The 19,694-nt window shown below is 58.8% G+C and carries 11 protein-coding genes and 1 pseudogene; 11 read left to right on the top strand and 1 reads right to left on the bottom strand.

Annotation, left to right across the window (positions count from 1 at the left end):
- Positions 1-8: 8 nt before the first annotated feature.
- The 10 genes from ACU6HM_RS08350 (at position 9) to ACU6HM_RS08305 (ending at position 16,799) form a co-directional block, all read left to right on the top strand.
- Positions 9-1,379: an SIR2 family protein gene (locus ACU6HM_RS08350; protein ID WP_022580054.1), complete on the top strand. Its 1,371-nt coding sequence runs from the start codon at positions 9-11 to the stop codon at positions 1,377-1,379.
- Positions 1,376-3,508, top strand: coding sequence for an ATP-binding protein (locus ACU6HM_RS08345; protein WP_415302132.1), 2,133 nt, complete (start codon positions 1,376-1,378; stop codon positions 3,506-3,508). The genes ACU6HM_RS08350 and ACU6HM_RS08345 overlap by 4 nt, the downstream gene beginning before the upstream one ends.
- The gene (locus ACU6HM_RS08340; RefSeq protein ID WP_446763658.1) at positions 3,509-4,852 is read left to right on the top strand and encodes a hypothetical protein; all 1,344 of its coding nucleotides are present in this window, start codon (positions 3,509-3,511) and stop codon (positions 4,850-4,852) included.
- Positions 4,845-5,513 carry a hypothetical protein gene (locus ACU6HM_RS08335; RefSeq protein WP_415302130.1) on the top strand — a complete coding sequence of 223 codons (669 nt, stop codon included), beginning with the start codon at positions 4,845-4,847 and terminating at the stop codon, positions 5,511-5,513. The genes ACU6HM_RS08340 and ACU6HM_RS08335 overlap by 8 nt, the downstream gene beginning before the upstream one ends.
- The gene (locus ACU6HM_RS08330; RefSeq protein ID WP_446763657.1) at positions 5,497-8,337 is read left to right on the top strand and encodes a DNA methyltransferase; all 2,841 of its coding nucleotides are present in this window, start codon (positions 5,497-5,499) and stop codon (positions 8,335-8,337) included. Before ACU6HM_RS08335 ends, ACU6HM_RS08330 begins: the two co-directional genes overlap by 17 nt.
- Positions 8,338-8,359: 22 nt before the next feature.
- Positions 8,360-10,150: a Fic family protein gene (locus ACU6HM_RS08325; protein WP_415302128.1), complete on the top strand. Its 1,791-nt coding sequence runs from the start codon at positions 8,360-8,362 to the stop codon at positions 10,148-10,150.
- Positions 10,147-12,960 (top strand): DEAD/DEAH box helicase, encoded by a 2,814-nt coding sequence (locus ACU6HM_RS08320; protein ID WP_446763656.1) that lies wholly within the window; start codon positions 10,147-10,149, stop codon positions 12,958-12,960. The genes ACU6HM_RS08325 and ACU6HM_RS08320 overlap by 4 nt, the downstream gene beginning before the upstream one ends.
- The gene (pglZ, locus tag ACU6HM_RS08315; protein ID WP_446763655.1) at positions 12,957-14,999 is read left to right on the top strand and encodes a BREX-3 system phosphatase PglZ; all 2,043 of its coding nucleotides are present in this window, start codon (positions 12,957-12,959) and stop codon (positions 14,997-14,999) included. The genes ACU6HM_RS08320 and pglZ overlap by 4 nt, the downstream gene beginning before the upstream one ends.
- Positions 14,996-15,718: a hypothetical protein gene (locus ACU6HM_RS08310; protein ID WP_446763654.1), complete on the top strand. Its 723-nt coding sequence runs from the start codon at positions 14,996-14,998 to the stop codon at positions 15,716-15,718. Before pglZ ends, ACU6HM_RS08310 begins: the two co-directional genes overlap by 4 nt.
- Before the next feature lie 67 nt (positions 15,719-15,785).
- The gene (locus ACU6HM_RS08305) at positions 15,786-16,799 is read left to right on the top strand and encodes a DUF4917 family protein (RefSeq protein ID WP_022580065.1); all 1,014 of its coding nucleotides are present in this window, start codon (positions 15,786-15,788) and stop codon (positions 16,797-16,799) included.
- Positions 16,800-16,896: 97 nt separating this feature from the next.
- Here the strand turns inward: ACU6HM_RS08305 and mobH are convergent.
- A pseudogene (gene mobH / locus ACU6HM_RS08300) lies at positions 16,897-18,738 on the bottom strand (MobH family relaxase).
- Positions 18,739-19,057: 319 nt separating this feature from the next.
- Here mobH and ACU6HM_RS08295 point away from each other — a divergent pair.
- A complete protein-coding gene (locus ACU6HM_RS08295) occupies positions 19,058-19,684 on the top strand; it encodes an integrase (protein WP_446763653.1) in 627 nt (208 codons plus the stop codon).
- Positions 19,685-19,694: the final 10 nt, after the last annotated feature.

Here is a 19,694-nt window from a genome sequence, read left to right as displayed (position 1 = left end):
CTGCTGCCATGAGCAACACACTGAAAGTCAGGGACGACCACGCCCCTATCTGCTTCGAAGCAAGCGCCGAGGATGCCGGCAAGTTCAAGCTTTGCGAAGGGGCAGAAGCCGCCTGGCTAACTCAGAGCCAAACTTTCGACATCAAGGCGTTGCGAAGCCGTGTCGAGCCCTGGCTGACCGCCTTATTTCAGTCGGAGCATCTTTCGCTGCTTGCTGGCTCAGGATTGACCCATGCCGTGCACCATCTGGCGACAGGAAAGCCCGCTGCCGGAATGAACGAAGTCACCCTGACCATCTACGAGGATGCAATCAGGAAAGCGGCGAAAGAAGCCGCCCAAAGATCAGGTCGGGAAACAGGCAATCTGGAAGACCAGCTTCGCGCCGCCAACGAATTGCTGCGAGGGCTAGAGATACTGGGCAATTCAGCAGAAGCCGAAACGCTGCTGACTGAGCTGACCAGCACGCTGGAAGACTTCTCCAAGTCCATCCTCGAAAGCGAAGCTGGGATTGCCAGGGCAGATGAAGACAAACGTGAGCAAGCGCTCAATGTGCTGGTCACATTCCTGATGAGCTTCGCCAGCCGCACCGGCGTGCGCGACCGGCTGAATATCTTCACCACCAACTACGACCGACTGATCGAAGCTGGTGCCGAACTGGCCGGGCTGCATCTGCTGGACCGCTTCCTCGGCAACCTCATGCCGATCTTTCGTTCATCACGGCTGGATCTGGACATGCACTACAACCCGCCAGGCATTCGTGGTGAACCGCGCTACCTGGAGGGAGTAGCCCGCTTTACCAAGCTGCACGGCTCGGTGGATTGGGTGCAGGTTGATAGGGATATCCGCCGCGTCGGGCTGCCCTTCGGCGCCGACGATGTCGCGCCCTATCTGCAAGCGCCTGGGCTTAACGGTGCCAGTGCTCACAAGCTGATGATCTACCCCAATGCCGCCAAGGACCGGGAGACTTCGGATCACCCCTACGTGGAGCTGTTCCGAGACCTCGCCGCAGCGGTGTGCCGCCCTAACAGCACGCTGATTACCTATGGCTACAGCTTTGGTGACGAGCACATCAACCGCGTCATCCGCGACATGCTCACAGTGCCGTCCACCCATCTGGTCATCATTGCCTATAACGATCCGCTTGGCCGCATCATGCAGACCTATCGAGAGTTGGGACGCCCCTCGCAGATCAGCCTGCTGATCGGCCCCGCTCTGGCTGATTTGCAAATCCTGACCGAAAACTTCCTGCCCAAGGCTGCTATCGACAAAACCACCTTCCGCATGAGCGAACTGCTTAAGCAGCGGTTCGGCACCGAAGCCCATCCAGGCCCAGCAGCAGCGAAACCTGGTAGCGATTTTGACGGGGCAGACCTGGTATGAGCTTCTCGCCCCTGGCCTACGCCGACTCACTGCGTATCGGCAGCATCGACTTTGTCTCACCCGACGAAATTAAGGTTCTGCTGGACATCGAAGCACCCGACAACCTCGCGCTGAACACAGGCACTCCACGGCCGTTCCCGCGTATCAATGGTTATGTCCTCGTGCCTAGTGAGACAGGCTATCTGGTCGCACAGGTGGAGTGGATCACCATCGAGCGGTCTCAGTACCCCAAGCGGAAGGGCATGCAGGATTTCGGCCTGGTTGATTTGCCTTATCCGCTGCGCAAGATGAGCCTCAACCCGCTGGGAGGCCTCGCTTACGAGGGTCAGATTGCTGGAAAGGAACGCTATTCCTTCCGGCGTGGTGTGGAAGCCTACCCGACGGTAGGTGACCCCGTACTGCTACCCACCCAAACCCAGCTACGCGCCATCGTCGAATCCGGCGATAACCGCCGGGTGAAAATCGGCGTCAGTCCGCTGGCCGCCAATGCAGAGGTCAAGATCGACCCTGATCGCCTGTTCGGTCGTCATCTGGCCGTGCTGGGCAACACCGGCAGTGGCAAATCCTGCTCAGTCGCCGGTTTGATCCGCTGGTCGATGGAAGAAGCCCGCAAAGCACGCGGCGGAGCAGACCCCAATGCCCGCTTCATTGTGCTCGACCCCAACGGCGAATACGCCAAGGCATTTGATGGTTTGGGGAAAGTGCGCGTATTCGCTGTCGAGCCGAAGCCTGACAGTGGCATTGAGCAGCTACAGGTGCCGCTTTGGTTCTGGAACAGCGCTGAGTGGAGTGCGTTTACTCAAGCCAGCGAACGTGCCCAACGACCACTGCTTCGGCGCGCTCTACGCGAAATGCGCAGTGGCGCTGACGTCACAGAAGATCCGGTTTTTATATTACGAAGAAAAATTAGCTCAATACTGATCACGCTTAAAGCTCAAGTCAGGAATGGCGAAAACTATGAAGGCTGGAAGTTTGGCCCCAAGCTCCCTGTATTCATAGAGGACCTGGAGGCATATTCACGCGAGTTCTCTGATCACAGTGACAGCATTGAGTACCTGCGCGATCAAATGCAGGCATTACTCAACCGGCCTCAGCAGACTTACCGAAAGCAAAATGGGCAAACCGGGTATAACGATTTTCCTGCCACAGCAGTGGAAGTCGTTATATCCAACCTTCAAGGCTATCTGAATAGCATTGGTGGCATCGTCTACCAGGCTGGCCCTAATGAAGATGCACCTTTGAGTTTTAACGGTGCACAATTTGCGGATCACTTGGAAAGTTTGGCCAGCCAGGAAAACAACGCGCAGTTTTTTGATTACCTGATTATGCGTATCCGCACTATGTTGTCGGACACAAGGATCAGCCGAATAACTACAGCTTCAGATCAGGTAAGTTTGCAGGACTGGCTGGCCAACATCATCGGCGACAACCAAGCGTCCAACGGCACGGTAACTGTCATCGACCTATCGCTGGTGCCCGCTGAGGTGGTGCACATCGTCACCGCCGTTATTGCTCGTATGACGATGGAATCCATGCAGCGCTACCGCAAGCTCAACCACGGCAAAACGCTGCCTACCGTTCTGGTGATGGAAGAAGCGCATACATTTATCAAACGCTACCAGGACGATGCTGAGAACCAGAACTCAGCCGCCATTTGTTGTCAGGTATTCGAGAAAATTGCCCGCGAAGGCCGCAAGTTCGGATTGGGTTTGGTGCTGTCATCCCAGCGCCCCAGCGAGTTGTCGCCTACAGTGCTGTCTCAATGCAACAGCTACCTGCTGCACCGCATCAGCAATGACCGTGACCAGGAATTGGTGCACAAGCTGGTTCCTGACAACCTGCGTGGCCTGCTGCGCGATCTTCCTTCGCTACCTTCGCGCCACGCCATCCTGCTGGGCTGGGCCTCTGAGTTGCCCGTGCTGGTGCAGATGAATGCCTTGCCTGAAGGCCAACGGCCAAAATCCGATGACCCGGACTTCTGGGCGGTATGGTCGGGCAAGAAGGAGAACGAAACAGGCGAGATCGAAGCTGTCGAGCGCACCGTGGATTGGACAGCGATTGCAGAGGACTGGCAACAAATAGCACCTGCTCCAGACAAGGAAGCATCGGATGAAGGCGGAGCTTCCTAGATGGCCAAGGCAAGCGGCTTCGCCGTATCCCTCTCGAAGGATCGGATGGACACATTCCTTGAATGTGTAGCCGAGGAGCACGCGTTTGCTGAGCCTGTCGCTGACTTTCAGCACAGCCGAACTACACCATTGGTCTGCTTTGTCGTCAACGCAGGAAAATTGACGCATATCGGCCTGGGGCGTCGTGGCGTGCGCGCTGGTACGGGGTTGAGTCGCTTGAATATCGACAAAGTCGAAGAACTCGCCGAACCGCTGTCTGTGCGGAAACTGCTGAATCGTCTGCCCAAGCGCAATGTCGCATCCGTGCGCAATCGGTTTCAGTCGGGCGGCTTGTTGACCGAAAAGGGCTTCTCCGCTGTCGTTGAAACCATTCGCCAGATCGCCCCCCAAGCCAGCACCCTGCTGGATCGGTTCAGTCAGTCACGAACAGAACGCATCCGGCGGTTGTCAGCCAAGGCCAGAGACAGCTTGGCCCAGCAAAAAGAAGCGCTGCTTACGGCGCTGTCGATAGCTGGCCTGAGCCGCGACCCTGTTCAGGAATGGACGCCATTGGACGAAACACCGGTGTCTTTTCTCGACGGCCTGCCCAGCGTTCGGCTGCGCGAAGACCCGATGGTGGTCAACGACTTGCAAAACCTGCCCGGTTTCGAGGTGATCAAAACCTACCCCTACGGCGCGGCAGTCTTCGAGTCCGAGGCGACGTCGGAACGCCTCACTGTCATTCTCGCCAACCGCCTGCCGCTCGAAGAACAAACTGGCACCGACCTCATCTACTTCAACGAAACCTACCAAAGTTTTGTCATGGTTCAGTACAAGGCGATGGAGCGTGAGGATCGGCGCGTTGGGCCAGTCGAAGCGGTCTATCGCTTGCCCAACGCGCAATTGAAGGAAGAAATCGACCGCATGGATACCGTGCTCAGCGCACTGAGGGCCTGTGCGCCAAACACCGGCATTGGCGGATTCCGCCTGTCCGAGAACCCGTTCTTCCTCAAGCTCTGCTCCAGATTGGTATTCAACCCGGATGACGTGGGCCTTGTGCCCGGCATGTACCTGCCGCTGGACTACTGGAAGCTGTTGGAAAGCGACCCCGGCATCCAGGGGCCGAAAGGTGGCCTGCGGATCACCTATGACAACGCGCAGCGCCATTTCGACAACACCGCGTTCACCACCGTAGTGTCCAAGGCTTGGGTTGGCACGACGCCCAGCCAGTCGCAGGTGCTTCAGGATGTGATTCGGGCAACTCTGGAAACGGGTAAAGCGGTAGCCATTGCGATCAAGCCGAAAAAGCCCGACGAACCCCGAGAAGATGATCAAGAAGTAGAAGAGGAAACACTCAATGAATGATGTCACCTCATTGATGACGCCAGCGAACTTGCCAGAATGGTTGACGCTGGCCAACGTCCTGTTGACCGCGATGTTCGCCGGGCTCACGTTTTTTATCCTGCGTGCCAACCGCGCAGCAGTTGGTGCAATGCGTGAGCAGATAGAAGATCAGAATCGCCCGTTTGTCGCCGTGACTGCGCAGGTGCGCATGGGCACACCTGTTATCCAGTTGCTGATCAAGAATGTGGGACGCTCGCCTGCGCAGAATTTTCGGCTACGCCTGGATCGAGATTTTTTTCAGTTTGGCGAGCGAGTTGATCGTCGCAACCTCGCCAAGCAATCTGCCTTTTCGCAATCTATCGACTGCCTGCCGCCAATGTCGGAGCTGCTGTTCGATCTTGGAATGGGCTTCGAGATATTTGCAAGTAGAGCTGATCTGGCGATTTGTCCGCATACGTTCCAAGTGTCAGCCGAATACGAGTATGGGAAAAACAAGTACAGCGAAAAGACCCACGTAGATCTCCGCCCCTATATCGGCACCAGCGTGCCCAAGCATCCTGTGGTGGAAGAGCTGGAACGGGTTCGGCAGTCCATTGACAAACTGACCGCCACAATCAAGCAGTCTGCGAGCGCGGTAATCAAGGCCCAAAGCACCGAGGAAAAAAATGATCGATCTATTTAGCACTTCACAACAAAATTCTGGCCCAGTTGAATGTCTCGGGCAGACGTTCCCGAGCGATGAGGTTCGCCGCGAGCATTACTTGAAGCTGCTTGCCGAGAAACTCAAGGATCCCGAGTTCCGGAAGATCGAAGGGTTTCCTATCGGCTCGGATGAAGACATCCTGGCGCTGTCTGATCCACCGTACTACACGGCATGCCCAAACCCGTTCATTGAGAATTTCATCCAGCACTACGGAAAATCATACGACTCGTCCGTCCCATATCTCAGAGAGCCATTCTTTGCAGATGTGAGTGAGGGAAAATACGATCCGCTCTATAAGCTCCATCCGTATCACACCAAAGTTCCGCATAGAGCGATCATGCGCTACATCCTTCAGTACACCGAACCGGGTGATTTAGTCCAGGATGCGTTTGCGGGCAGTGGTGCAACCGGCGTCGCAGCTCAACTTTGCGGAAACAAGGCTGTTGTTGAGTCTCTTGGATACAAAGTCGACTCAAATGGCGTTGTTTATAGAGAAGAAATTGTCGATGGAAAGGAATCGTGGCTTCCGTTTTCAAAAATTGGCGCAAGAAAGGCCATATTGAGCGACCTATCTCCAGTCGCAGGATTTATTTCATATATTTACAACACCCCTTCTGACCCTATTTCATTTCAGCACGATGCTCAGAGAATACTCCGTGCAACTGAGGACAAGTATGGATGGATGTTTCAAACCGCGCATAGCCCGACTAACGATCAGATTCAGCTTGCCGTAGAGGAGATAAACTCCAAAGACACCCCCAATCTAGGGAAATTTTGTGCGGTCGGAAGAGTCAATTACACGGTCTGGTCCGATGTATTCACATGCCCGGAATGCGCTGGCGATGTTGTGTTTTGGAATACCGCTGTTGATATAGAAGGAGGGAAGGTTAATGATCAATTTAGCTGCCCTTCATGCGCCGCGTCACTTACGAAGCGCTCAATGGAAAGAAAGTGGCAAAAAATGATGGACCCCTACCTTGGGCATATAGTTGAGCAGGCTGTTCAGGTGCCAGTAATGATCAACTACAAGGTAGGCAAAAAAAGATTCCAAAAAATCCCTGATCAAGCTGACGTTGCCCTGATTCTAAAAACGGAGTCGCTACGGGCAAGTGAATGGTGCCCAACTTTTCCGTTGCCGACTGGTTTTAATACCCGGCAACCAATTGAGTCGCATGGATTGACTCATATTCATCATTTCTATACGGGAAGAAATCGTATCGCATTGGCGGCGTTTAATGCTTTGTGCGAGCACCCGCTACTAAAGTCACTGGTGACAACCGTCGCTTTTCGTATAACAAAAAGATATGGCTTGACTTATCAAGCAGGCACTTGGGGTGCGGGAGGCGGACCGACTAACGGAACTCTATATATTCCATCTCTTGTCAAAGAGTTGAATATGTTTGAGATGCTAGACAACGCTGTCTCAAAAAGCGAATCAAAAACGGATATTAATGAGCTGAATGCAATATTGTCCACGCAATCAACGCAGGGGCTGAAGCTGCCGCCCAATTCAATTGACTATGCGTTCATAGATCCGCCTTTTGGCGCCAACATCATGTACTCGGAGTTAAATGCGCTCTGGGAGGGTTGGATTGGTGCACTGACTGATACCAAGGCGGAAGCAATCGAAAGTAAAGCACAGTCGAAATCACTGAACGACTATAGAAAAATGATGGCTGATGCATTAATAAACGTCTATGAGGCACTTAAGCCCGGCCGCTGGGTTACCATCGAATTCTCAAATACGCAAGCAAGTGTTTGGAATGCAATTCAAACGTCGTTACAGGAAGCCGGGTTCGTAGTTGCCAACGTCGCGGCTCTTGATAAGCAGAAGGGAAGCTTTAAGGCCATAACAACAACAACGGCGGTAAAGCAAGATTTGGTTATTTCTGCATACAAGCCGAATGGCGGCCTTGAAGATCGATTCTCCCAGTCCGGAGGAACTGAGGAATCTGTTTGGGATTTTGTTCGTACGCATTTGAAATACCTCCCTGTCGTCAAGGCAAAGCGAGATGAACTGGAGTTCATCGCAGAGCGTGATCCAAGGATTATTTTTGATCGCATGGTGGCATGGTTTGTCCGGCACAACGCACCTGTTCCAATGTCAACACACGAGTTTCAGTCGGGTCTCTATCAGCGGTTTGTAGAACGGGATGGAATGATCTTTTTGCCTGATCAGGTCACCGAGTACGACAAGAAGCGTATGCAAGTCGCTATTGCACCGCAAATGGAGATGTTCGTTTCCGACGAGCGCAGCGCGATTGATTGGCTAACCGATTTCTTGAAGCGTCGCCCGTCAACCTACCAAGAGGTCCACACCGACTTCATCAGTCAGCTCGGAGCGGGCTGGAAGAAGCACGAATCGAAGCCGGAACTCGCCGCCCTGCTCGAAGACAACTTCATTCAGTACGATGGCACAGGTGATGTGCCAAGCCAGATCCATAGCTACCTCTCGACCAACCACAAGGATTTGCGCGGTTTGGAGAAGAACAGTCCAGCCCTTGTGGCGAAAGCCAAGGAGCGTTGGTACGTTCCCGACCCGAACAAAGCCCAAGACCTGGAGAAAAAACGCGAGAAGGCCCTGCTCAAGGAGTTCGATCAGTACCGGGCATTCACGGGGCGACGCCTGAAGGAGTTCCGCCTGGAAGCGCTGCGGGCTGGTTTCAGAACGGCATGGGGCAATAAAGACTATCAGACGATCATCGACATTGCGGCCAAAGTGCCCGACGCTGCGCTGCAAGAGGACGAAAAGCTGCTGACGCTGTACGACCTCGCCCTGACCCGTACCGAGGACGGTATCTGATGACACCTCGCGGAGCCGCTCGATGAATCAAGATGAACTGCTGGCACGACTCAACGGCATCGAATGGAACGATTTCGAGTGCAAGAAGGCCCAGCGTGCCGTGCCGGAAGATGCCTACAAAACCGTTTCAGCCTTTGCCAATACGGCAGGCGGCTGGCTGGTGTTTGGTGTCAGTGAGGTCAATGGCCGGTTGGAAGTGACCGGCGTTGAAGAGCCGGACAAGGTTCAGAATGATTTTCTGGCGGTACTGCGTGGTGGGCAGAAACTGAATCGGGTGATCAGGGTAACGCCCCATCGCTTTGAACTGGACGGCAAGCATGTGTTTGCCTTCCACATCCCGGAAATGCCGCGCCTGGAGAAGCCGGTTTACCTCAAGGGCGACCCGCGCCAGAGTTATTTGCGACGTGGCGCGGGCGACGAACAGTTCACCCAAAGCGAACTGGAGCGTTTTTTACGTGACGCGGCACAAGAGCGGTATGACGGCACGGTGCTGACCGAGCTTGCTGCGGACACCTGCTTCGATCTGGATACCGTCAAGTGGTATCAGGCCCAGTTTGCACGGCGTAACCCGGAGCATGCCGAGATCACCGACCCGATTGCCTTCCTGCTGAACTGGAATTTCGTGGTCGAGCAAGGCGGCAAGCTGCACCCCACCCGCGCAGGCGTGCTGCTATTTGGCACGGGGCGTTTTGTGCGCCAAATTCTGCCCAGGCCGGTGCTGGACTATCAGCGCATCGACACGGCTTTTGAGCAGTGGTCTGCCGAGCAGCGCTGGCATGACCGCTATGTATTCGAGGAGAACGTCTTTCAGACCTGGCAGGGCCTGGTGGCGCGCTACATGCGCATTGCCGAACATCCGTTCTCGCTCGATCCGGCCACCCTGCGCCGCAACGATGATCCGCCCGACTATGTGGCTTTCCGTGAAGCCGCCATCAACCTGCTGATCCACCAGGACTACGGCGACCACGGGCGCAAGGCATCGATCAAGCTATTTACCGACCGCACGGTGTTCTGGAACCCCGGCGATGCCTTCGCTACAGAAGCCGAGTTGTTGGACCCCACTGAAAAGGAAGTGCGCAACCCTGCCATCGTGAAGGCATTCCGGCGCATTGGCCTGTCAGATCAGGCCGGCACCGGTATTCGCGCCATTTTCCGTAACTGGCATGAGCTGGGGCGCACCCCACCCCAGTTGAAGAACGACAAGGCGCGCAAGGATTTTGAGCTGGTGCTGGTCAACAAGCCCCTGGTCACCGAGGCCATGCAGCGCTTGCGCCAAACCCTAGGGGCGAGCTTGACGCCCGAGCAAGCGGATGTGCTGGCTTTGTCGCTGTCGCTGCCAGATGGGGAACCGCTCACCCTCACGGCAATCCGCAGCCTGGGTATCAGCACCACCCAGCAAGCCCGCGCGGTGGCCGACCATCTGGTGCGGCAGCAGTTGCTCGATCCGCTCAGCGATACCCAGTTTCAGGCCCGCGAGGCGATTCGTCAGCGCTTTGCCCAAGAGGCGCAAGCGCAGGCCAGGGATCAAGCCGGGGCCAAGTCGGGACCAAGTCGGGACCAAGTCGGGCCTAAGTTGGGACTCAGTGCCGAGCAACACAGGTTGTTGGCTCAGATGACCGATGAACACGATGTGGCAACCTTGATGCAGTGGGTCGGTCGCAGCAACAGGAGCAAGTTCCGCGAGGTGGTGTTGACGCCTTTGCTGGCATTGGAACTGGTCGAAATGACCATCCCGGACAAGCCTAACAGCAGCAAACAACGCTATCGCCTGACTGCGCAAGGCAGAGCGCTGCGCGATGAGGTGGGCCAATGACGCAAGCCGGGCGCGACTTCACCGTCGGCAATTGGTGCTGGTTCACCCGGCAGGCATCGCCGTGCCGGGTGATCGAGCGGCAAGACGTGTGGGGCGAGGTGGCCTACCGCGTGTGGCTACCCGCCAAGGACGCGGTGGTACGTGCACGGGCGGTTGACCTGGCCGCGCTGGAAAGCGTGCGCCCGAGTGTGGAGCAGATTCTGCACACCACAGCCGCCGCCAAGTTGCTGGATGCACTGGAGGACAACCTGCTGTTGGCGCCGATCCAGTCCAGCGTGGTGCCGCTGCCGCACCAGCTCTACGCACTGAACCGCGCCATCAGCCGCGACCGTATCCGCTACCTGCTGGCCGATGAGGTGGGCCTGGGCAAGACCATTGAGGCCGGTTTGGTGCTGCGCGAGTTGAAATTGCGTGGCCGCGTGAAGCGCATCCTGGTGGTGGCGCCCAAGGGGCTGGTACGCCAGTGGCAGGCGGAAATGCGCCTGCACTTTGGCGAGACGTTTCAGTTCATCGAGCCGTCCGAGCTGGCGGCCTTCCGCCAGTGGCGCAGCGGCGGCGCGGGCGAGGAAGAGAACCTGTGGCGCATGCACGACCAGGTGATTTGCTCGCTGGACTCGGTCAAACCCATGGAAAGTCGGCGAGGCTGGAGCCTGGAGCAACTCAACACCTACAACCGCGAGCGCTTCGAGGACCTGATCTCGGCGTCGTGGGATCTGGTCATCATCGACGAAGCCCACCGCATGGGCGGCAGCACCGAGCAGGTGGCCCGCTACAAGCTGGGCGCAGCGCTGGCTGAAGCCTCGCCCTATCTCTTGCTGCTGTCGGCCACGCCGCACCAGGGCAAGACCGACCAGTTCATGCGGCTGATGCAGTTGCTGGATCGAGAAGCCTTCCCGGACGAGGGCAGCGTCAACCGTGAGCGGGTGCGGCCTTTCGTGATTCGCACCGAAAAGCGCGCATCGATCAACGCCGAAGGCCAGCCGCTGTTCAAGCCGCGCGTGACCCGGCTGCAGGCGGTCGCCTGGCAGGCCCGGCACGGCGCGCAACAGCGCCTGTATGAGGCGGTGACCGACTATGTGCGCCACGGCTACAACCAGGCCATGGCGGCCAAGCAGCGCCACATCGGCTTTTTGATGATCCTGATGCAGCGGCTGGTGACATCCAGCACTGCGGCCATCCGCACCACGCTGGAGAAGCGCCAGGCCCTGCTCGATGCGCCGCAGCCGCAGGCCAACCTGTTTGAGCACACCAGCACCGACGAATGGGCAGACCTCGACGGCCAGTCTCAGGTGGATCTGGCCATGCAGTCCAGTGGCTGGGAGCTGGAGAAGTCCGAAGTTGAGATGCTGCTGGAGCTGGCCCGCGAAACCGAGGCCGCCGGCACCGACGCCAAGGCCGAAGCGCTGCTGGAGCTGATCTACAAGCTGCAGCAAGAGGAAGGCGACCCGGCGTTGAAGGTGCTGATCTTCACCGAGTTTGTACCCACCCAAGCCATGCTGGCCGAGTTCCTGGAAAGCCGTGGTTTCTCGGTGACTACGCTTAACGGCAGCATGGATCTGGAAGCGCGCACGCGGGCACAACAGGTGTTCTCCAAGGATGTGCGCGTGCTGATTTCGACGGACGCCGGTGGTGAGGGTCTGAACCTGCAGTTCTGCCATGTCATCGTCAATTTCGACATGCCGTGGAACCCCATGCGGATCGAACAGCGCATTGGCCGGGTGGACCGTATCGGCCAGAAGCATGTGGTCCGCGCCATCAACTTCGTGCTTGAAGACACGGTGGAGCACCGGGTGCGCCAGGTGCTGGAAGAAAAACTGGAGGTCATCGCGCAGGAGTTCGGCGTCGATAAGGCGGCCGACGTGATGGACTCGGTCGAAGCCGACCCGATCTTCGACGAGCTGTTCGTGCATGGCTTGCAGAACCCGGAAGCCATCGAGCAGGAGTGCGACGCGGTGGTGTCGCAGTTGCGCTCAACGTTGGCAGAGTCCCAGAACAACAGTGACCTGCTCACCACCGAGCACGATCTGGACGTCGAGGATGCCCGCAAGTGGCGCGATCACCCGGCGCAGTTCTGGCTGGAACGGGCCATCATCAACGGGCTGGCTGCGCGCGGCGGCTCGGCAACGAAGGCTGGCAAGGCGTGGCAAGTGAAGTGGGCGGACGGCAGCGAGTCGGCCCAGGCCTGTTTTGACGCGCGCACGGCGGATGAGAACCCGGAGTTGGAATGGGTCACCATGGAAGACCCGCGCGCTCGGGCAGTGATCAGCGAGCTGCCGCGCTTTGTCGCCGGGCAGCCGCTGCCGGTGATCCGCGCGACGGGTTTGCCGGATTCGGTGCGCGGCATCTGGTCGCTGTGGGAAATCAGCCTGGCGGCAGAAGGCCTGAGCCGCAAGCGCTTCCTGCCGGTGTTCATCAACGAAGAAGGCCGCCCCTTCGTGCCGACTGCCAAGCGCGTGTGGGATTTGCTGCTGACTGAATCTGTAGACGTGCACGCCGTGACCTGTGCCGAAGCGTCTGCGAAGTGGTTTGAAGCATCCCATGCAGCGGCCAGTACCCAGGGTGAGCGAATCTTCACCGAGCTGCTGACCGAACACCGCGCCCGGTTGAAGGAAGAACGCGAACGAGCGCTGTATGCCTTCGAGGCCCGGAGCCAGGCCATTGGGCGAATCGGCCTGCCCGCCGTGCGCGAGCACCGCCGCAAGCGGCTGCAACAGGAACACGATGCACGCATGGCCGCCCTGGACGACATGGAGGCCAGCGTGCCGGATTTGAACGCCGTGATGATGGTGCGCGTCGGAGGTGAGGCATGAGCCTTTGGACGGAACGCATCCTGAGTCACTTCACGGTCGATCTCACCCGGCTGTGGGTGGCCTGCGACCCCGACGACGTGCTGTTGGACGAAAAGCTGCTAAGCGAACTGCGCAGCCGAGGCTTCGAGCTGATGCTGTACGAAGACCCATTCGCCTTCCGTGCGGAGTACGAGGAGCGCTACCGCGCAGCATGGGATCGGGGGGAGCAGGGGCCAGCGCCTTCGTTGGTTCTGCATTTGCGCAGTGCCGATGCGAATGCCTTGCCGTGGGACATCGTGCATCACGGGCGCGTGGTTCGGCTCAGTCTTGCTGAGATTTTCCCCAGGCTGGCATACAGCGCGGTACAGCAAGTCGAGCCGGAGCATTTTGCCGGGCTGTTTCATGCCCACCAGACCGAATTGCAGTCTGCGCGCGGCGAGAACGAATCGAAGGACTTCATCCTTGAACACGTCTACCAGCTTGCGCCCAGGTCTATCCGTAACCCGGTGGACTTCTGGCGCGAACTGCTGCGGATGCACTTTGCCAACCGCTCGTTGCCGCCCCTGTTCGCCCAGCACGCGGCAAGCATCATCCAGGGCAAGGGATTATTCGCAGACCTGCCCGTCGCCACCTGGCTGACTTCCAAGAGTGCGTTGCTGCGCGTGGTGCAGGATGCGTGGTATCGCTACCTGACGACCCTGGGACTTGATGGCACGCGTACAGGGGAGCCACCACCACCCGCTTATGTTGAGAAAGACGGCATCGCCAAGATCGAGATTCCGTTCGACCACTCCGATGTGCAGGTGCTGGTCGATTCCATGTTTCTCGACGGCAGCTTGCATCCGCTGGCGGTGCACAGTGTTCCGGCGAGGATGCCGAGCTGGATCAAGGCTGGCATTGTTCAGGACCCGGCGGCGTTGCAGGCTTTGGTACTCAAAGGCATCGATGGTCTGATCGAGACGACGCCAACGGCAGCCTCTTCGCACAAGGACTGGAGCGAATTCGCCAAGCGTTACGGTGAAATCCTGGCCCGCATGCAGGGCCTGCCGGGCACCGAAGGCAGCGCGAGCCTGCCGGTCTTGTCTCAACAGATCGGAGAGCGGATCAAGACCTTGCAGGCGCAATCTGACGAGCGTCTGCAAGCCTGGGTCGCGGCCAAGCATTACGCCGACCTGATCCTGCAGCCGGTGAGCAAAGGCCCGGTAATGGTGCACCACGTGCCGCGCTTCTTGCGCCATCGGCGATCCGCAGGGGAAACCAAGCTCGCTTTGCTGGTTTTCGACGGGCTGGCCTTTGACCAGTGGGTGCAGATCCGCGAGCGGCTGATTGCCACCACAAAACGCTTCGCATTTGACGAGGGAACCGCGTTCGCATGGCTGCCGACGGTGACATCGGTGTCACGCCAGGCGCTGTTCTCCGGCCTGAAGCCGCGTGAGTTCGAGGACTCCATCGACCGAACGGACAAAGAGGAATCCTTGTGGAAGACGTTTTGGCAGAACGAAGGCGTCAACTCGAATGAGGTGATGTATCGACGCGCACTGCGCCAAGTCAGTCAGCTCGATGCACTGGAAGTCGATTTGATCGACCGGCGGCCGAAGGTCGTGGGCCTGGTCATCGATGAGGTGGATGAGCGGCTCCACAAGGAACGATCCAAGAAAGACGTGGCGATGTGGATCGGCAACTGGCTGACGACCGGTTTCGTTGACCGGCTGTTTTCGATGCTGCTGGACAAGGGGTATCACATCTACCTCACGGCGGATCACGGCAATGTGGAGTCCACCGGCGTCGGCAGACCCAACCAGGGCGTGATTGCCGAGACGCGCGGCGAGCGCGTGCGGGTGTATCGGAGTGAGCCATTGCTGGCCGACTCCGCAGCGGCCTATCCCAACACGGTCAAGTTGGACGTCGCAGGCCTTCCCGCGAATTTCATGCCCCTGTTCGCAGGCGGACGAACCGCCTTTGTGCCGGAGGGCGACCAGGTGGTGGTCCACGGCGGGGTGTCGGTCGAAGAACTGATCGTGCCCTTTGTGAAAGTCAGTTATGTGATAGGTACCGAATGAATTCATCAGCCCCAAAAATAGGCTTTGATCGGTTCATTCAGCTTGATTGGGCGGCTGCGGCACTGAATATACGTGCAGGCGTGGCTGGGCTAGATGATCTGAATGCACTGCTCGATGCAGCCGAGCTTGGCGTGGAAGCCAAGAAGAAAACGCGTACCGTGTTGAATCGGCTGTGGCTGGAGCCGCGTGCCGAACTGGTCGAATACGCCGATCGCGGCGTGGCCATCCACAAGACGCAGCCGGACATTCCCGTCTCAGCACTGTGCTGGGGCATATCCGTGGCGACCTACCCGTTCTTTGGCAAGGTGGCCGAGCTGGTGGGCCGCCTGTCCGCTATCCAGGGCGACTGCGCAGCCGCCGAAGTGCATCGGCGCATGAGCGAAACCTATGGGGAGCGCGAAGGCACCCGACGCATGACCAACATGGTGATTCAGAGTCAGGCGAGCTGGGGCGCGGTGGAACGGGTCGAGAAAGGCAAGCGGGTCATTCGCCTGCCACAGACGGGCATCGACAACGATGCACTCACGGTTTGGCTGATCGAAGCTGTCGTGCGCTACGCCGGCAAGCCGGTTTCAGTGCCCAGCCTGCAGTCGCTGCCCGTGCTGTTCCCGTTCAACTTGACGCGGCCTTTGGCTTACTTGGTGGCGAACAGCCCGAGCCTCACCCTCCGGTCGGAAGGACCGAGTAACCAGTTTGTCGCGTTGCGAGGCACGATTTGATGTGAGCGGCTTGCAGCTGAGACTCTGCGTGCCAGACCACGCGATGAAGACGGGTACATGAAAGAACATGGACAGAATCGAAATCGACACTTGGGCAAGCATCAGCGCGGAAAGTTGGAGCTCCCTCCTTCTGGGCAACGGCGCCAGCATCGCCATCCACAAGGAGTTTGCATATCCAACACTTCACAGCGTTGCCGACGCAAAAGGGTTGCTCGCAACCACTGCGCCAATATTCGCCAAGCTCGGGACGACTGACTTTGAGCATGTGTTGCTCGCATGCTGGTATGCGGAGCACGTCAACGCCGCCCTGGGATCACCGTCTGCCGACATCTCTGCGGCTTATGCGGAAGTGCGCACGGCATTGGTCGAAGCTGTGCACAGTGTGCATCCGATACATGCCGATGTCGCCGCCGACCTACAACGGATGGGTGCGTTTGCCAGCGTTTTTCCGACCGTCGTTAGCCTGAACTACGATCTCACCCTGTACTGGGCCATGCTGCTGTTCAATGCGGCAAATGGCAGCTGGTTCAAGGATGCGTTCCACGGCGGCGAGTTCCAGACAGACTGGGAATATCTGCGGCGGCCCTATGGGCCTGCTGGAGGAGCAACATTGGTTTTCTATCCTCACGGCAGTCTTGCGGTTGCGCGTAACTACCTTGGTGATGAGACAAAGCTCGCAGTTGGGGCAGGATCTGCAGGTGACTTGCTTGACACGATCACCCGCAGGTGGGCGTCCGGGCACTATGTGCCGGTGTTCGTTAGCGAGGGAACCAGTCAGCAGAAGGTCGCTGCGATCCGCCGGAGTCACTATCTGACGAATGTGTATGAGGAGGTGCTGCCGGCGCTCGGGGAGGGTCTGGTCGTCTATGGCTGGAGCTTTGACGAACGAGACCAACATGTGCTTGATGCCATCGCGGCGAATAAGCCAAAGCGAATGGCCGTCTCGGTTTTCACTGGTCAGCCAGATGGAGATCAGCAAGCGTTCTGCCACCAAGTTCTGAAGGCTGCTGGCCGATCCTTGCCTGCCACAGATGTGACGTTCTTCGATTCGCGAAGCCCAGGTTGCTGGAACAATCCATGACCTGCTTAGCGATGAGCCTCAGCCGAGCGAATCTCGCGCAGGGGCCGGTGTGCAGATGGCGGCAGCCACGAGCAATTGCACAGGAAGTTCGCGTAAATTATGCCAGCTTCAAGAATGGGTTATTTGCAGGCGCATCACTGAATATCGAGCTGGGTTCGAGAAGCAGGTAGCCATGTAGCTTCCGTGATTTTCTGGGGCCAGTGACTTCGCATGTCCAGATGTTCAACCCGCTGGATTGCTTGCGATGCAATTGCAGCCGCTCGAAGCGCTTCTGCACCCACTGCCAATCCTGCAGGCTCTCCTGCCTGGCCAGTTTGCCTACCTGCGGATGTTCCTGCGCATAGCGCTGAAATACGCCCGGGCTGACCAGGTAGGCGGTGTCGCTCACGGTATGCACTAGCGCTTTCGCATCGTTGATGATGAGTCGCCGCGTGGCGATGCCCTGTTTCAGCCACGCCATGAAGTGCTCGCCGGATGGCTGTGCCGTCGAGGACGTGAAGGCCGGCCGCGAAGGCGCAGCGGCGGCCAAGGTCGGTAGGGGCGTATCGGAAAGAACGATGGGTGTTTCGTCCGGGGCGGTTTCCACATCTTGATCGGTGGTTGGCGAATTTCCCGTTCCCGCCATCGCCAGTATGTCCTCCATGACGTCGGGGCTGGCCGGGGCCTTGGATGGAGGGGCCGATGCGATGCCACTACCTTCCGCTGGCGGAGCGTTTTGGTTCTCCAAAGCGGACGTCGCGCCGTCCGCAGAAAGGATGGCCGCTACCTCGGCATCTTCACCTGCGGGGGGCGTGTCGATCGTCACCGTCCCGGCAAAGAGCACCGGTCGCTCACCAGATTCCCAGATCAGCGCGGGTGCCAGCCGTAGCAACGTAAACGAGTGGATCCAGCCGGTGGAACTGGTCACGGTAGCGCGCCAGATCGCCTTGCCGTCTGCTGTGGGCTGCAACATGCCGTGATCCTGCAGCACGTTGAACACGGCGGTGTTGTTCGCAGGAATACCGTCAATGCCCTGGGATAGCAGATGCGCCCGAAGCTTGTCCGAGACCGTCTTGCTGACCAGCCACAAACCATCCTCGGTGAGCCAGCCATCGGAGGCTTCGGGCTGGTTCAGCTTCAACTCCTCCTTGAGCAGGTAACGCAGTCCGTCGAGCAGCTTGCGTTGCAGCGCGTGCTTGGGCGCGGCCATGGCGCGTGTGGGGTCGCCGCCCAGTTCCTGGGCCACGGAAGCACGGTCGGCCTGCACCACCAATTCGCCCAGCACCCCGGCGTGCTCGTACTGCCCGGCCAGAACTTAGAGCAGTGACGCCCACAGCGACGGATAGCAGCTGAGCCAGTCCAGGACTTCGAGGTCAAGCAGTTGCCGGTAGAGCAAGCCTGTCGCGGCGCTGTGGAGCCGGTACTCGCGATCGTCACGATAGCGGAAGCGGTATGGCTGGTGCAGCGGGCCGTGCCACGGGTGCCAAGTGCTGCCGTCGGCCTGTTCGACGTGCAGATCGACGGCGATCTTGCCGATGTCGTGCAGCAGTGCGGCGTAGGCGACGGCAGCAGTCCAGGCCTCGGCTTGCGCGGCCTGATCCTCTGGGTTGGCGCCGATGGGCAGCAGATGAGACTGCCGCAGCCTCAGGCTGTAGGCGACGATTTCCAGCCCGTGGTCGAGCATGCCGCCTGGGTAAGCGTGGTGATGCGCTTCGGAGGCAGGGAAAGCCTGAACCAGCTCGGCATAACGTTCCAGCGGCGCGCGGTACAGCGCGGCGAACTGCTTGCGCGAGAGCGAGGTGCGCTGCCAGATGTGTTCCAGCAGCTTCTGCCGGCGCGGTGTCGCCAGCAGCGATGCGGCCGATTCCGGCCAGATCAGCCCTTTCGGGAGGTCGGTGGTGGGTGCTGGCGATGGAGCGGCAGCGACCGGAGGCCGTTTCCGCTGGAACAGAGAGAGCATGTGGGTGTCCTGGTGGCGGGCCAAGCGGGAGGCCTTTTCGCCTTTTCGGGTAGGGCCTTTCCCCTTGCACCCCATTCCCTTGCCATTTCGGCCCTTTGGCCTTCAACCGTTTCGGTATAGCGGGGCGCGGATTGCGGCTCCAGCGTCAATGTGGAACCCGCTCGAATGGATTGAACGGCGACCCGGCGCTGGCCTCGGCCTATGCTGCGGGAACGCTGCTTCCGCCAGGTAGGTTGCTTTCACTCCGGGCGTCTAAGTTGACAAATGCGACAAGGGCGACTAGAGTGAATCCTGTCTCAAACCTACTTGGGAGATGACCATGCCCACTGCCATTGAATTCATTGCCGACCGTCTGCCGCGCGTCACGGTGAAGGATGTGCGTCGCTTCGCGGATACCGTCGAAATCCGGGACGCCAAGGCGTTTGCGGCCGAGTTGCAGGCGTTCGTCCACGAGCGTGTGGCAGCGGTAAAACTGCCCGCCAACCTGGAGGGTGAGACGGTGGAGCAGGCCCTTGCACGCAAGGCGGCCGCGCTGCGTGCCGAAACGCGCTGGGCACCGAGTAAAACCGACGTCCAGCGTGGCCGCGCCGTGCTGCTGGAAACCTTCAACCAGCCACACAATCTGCCGATCCCCGAGTTCGCCAAACTGGCGGACAAGTCCCGCCAGCAGATCTACAAGGACATCGTTGCCCGTCGGCTGCTGGCGCTGAACGTGGGGCCGCGCGGTCAGAAGCTGCCCGACTGGCAACTCGACCCGGTGAAGCAGCAGTTGACCCAAACCGTACTTCAGGAGGTCGAGGGCATCGACCACTGGACGATCTACCGCGCACTGTCCGAACCGCTCGAAGGCTTGGGCGGTCGCTCGCCGCTGGATGCGGTGACGCATGGCACGATCGACGACGTGGCCGAGGCGGTGTTCAACGTGCTGGGCGTCCAGGTGCATTGAAGTGAAACCG

It is taken from the genome of Alcaligenes sp. RM2 (assembly GCF_052931795.1).
The sequence above is the reverse complement of the archived record's forward strand: the minus strand, read 5'-3'. Positions and strand labels throughout refer to the sequence as shown.

What these genes read in the sequence shown, in the direction of transcription:
- ACU6HM_RS08350 (WP_022580054.1), top strand. Translation starts at nt 9, where the DNA reads ATGAGCAACACACTGAAAGTCAGGGACGACCACGCCCCTATCTGCTTC.
- ACU6HM_RS08345 (WP_415302132.1), top strand. Translation starts at nt 1,376, where the DNA reads ATGAGCTTCTCGCCCCTGGCCTACGCCGACTCACTGCGTATCGGCAGC.
- ACU6HM_RS08340 (WP_446763658.1), top strand. Translation starts at nt 3,509, where the DNA reads ATGGCCAAGGCAAGCGGCTTCGCCGTATCCCTCTCGAAGGATCGGATG.
- ACU6HM_RS08335 (WP_415302130.1), top strand. Translation starts at nt 4,845, where the DNA reads ATGAATGATGTCACCTCATTGATGACGCCAGCGAACTTGCCAGAATGG.
- ACU6HM_RS08330 (WP_446763657.1), top strand. Translation starts at nt 5,497, where the DNA reads ATGATCGATCTATTTAGCACTTCACAACAAAATTCTGGCCCAGTTGAA.
- ACU6HM_RS08325 (WP_415302128.1), top strand. Translation starts at nt 8,360, where the DNA reads ATGAATCAAGATGAACTGCTGGCACGACTCAACGGCATCGAATGGAAC.
- ACU6HM_RS08320 (WP_446763656.1), top strand. Translation starts at nt 10,147, where the DNA reads ATGACGCAAGCCGGGCGCGACTTCACCGTCGGCAATTGGTGCTGGTTC.
- pglZ (WP_446763655.1), top strand. Translation starts at nt 12,957, where the DNA reads ATGAGCCTTTGGACGGAACGCATCCTGAGTCACTTCACGGTCGATCTC.
- ACU6HM_RS08310 (WP_446763654.1), top strand. Translation starts at nt 14,996, where the DNA reads ATGAATTCATCAGCCCCAAAAATAGGCTTTGATCGGTTCATTCAGCTT.
- ACU6HM_RS08305 (WP_022580065.1), top strand. Translation starts at nt 15,786, where the DNA reads ATGGACAGAATCGAAATCGACACTTGGGCAAGCATCAGCGCGGAAAGT.
- ACU6HM_RS08295 (WP_446763653.1), top strand. Translation starts at nt 19,058, where the DNA reads ATGCCCACTGCCATTGAATTCATTGCCGACCGTCTGCCGCGCGTCACG.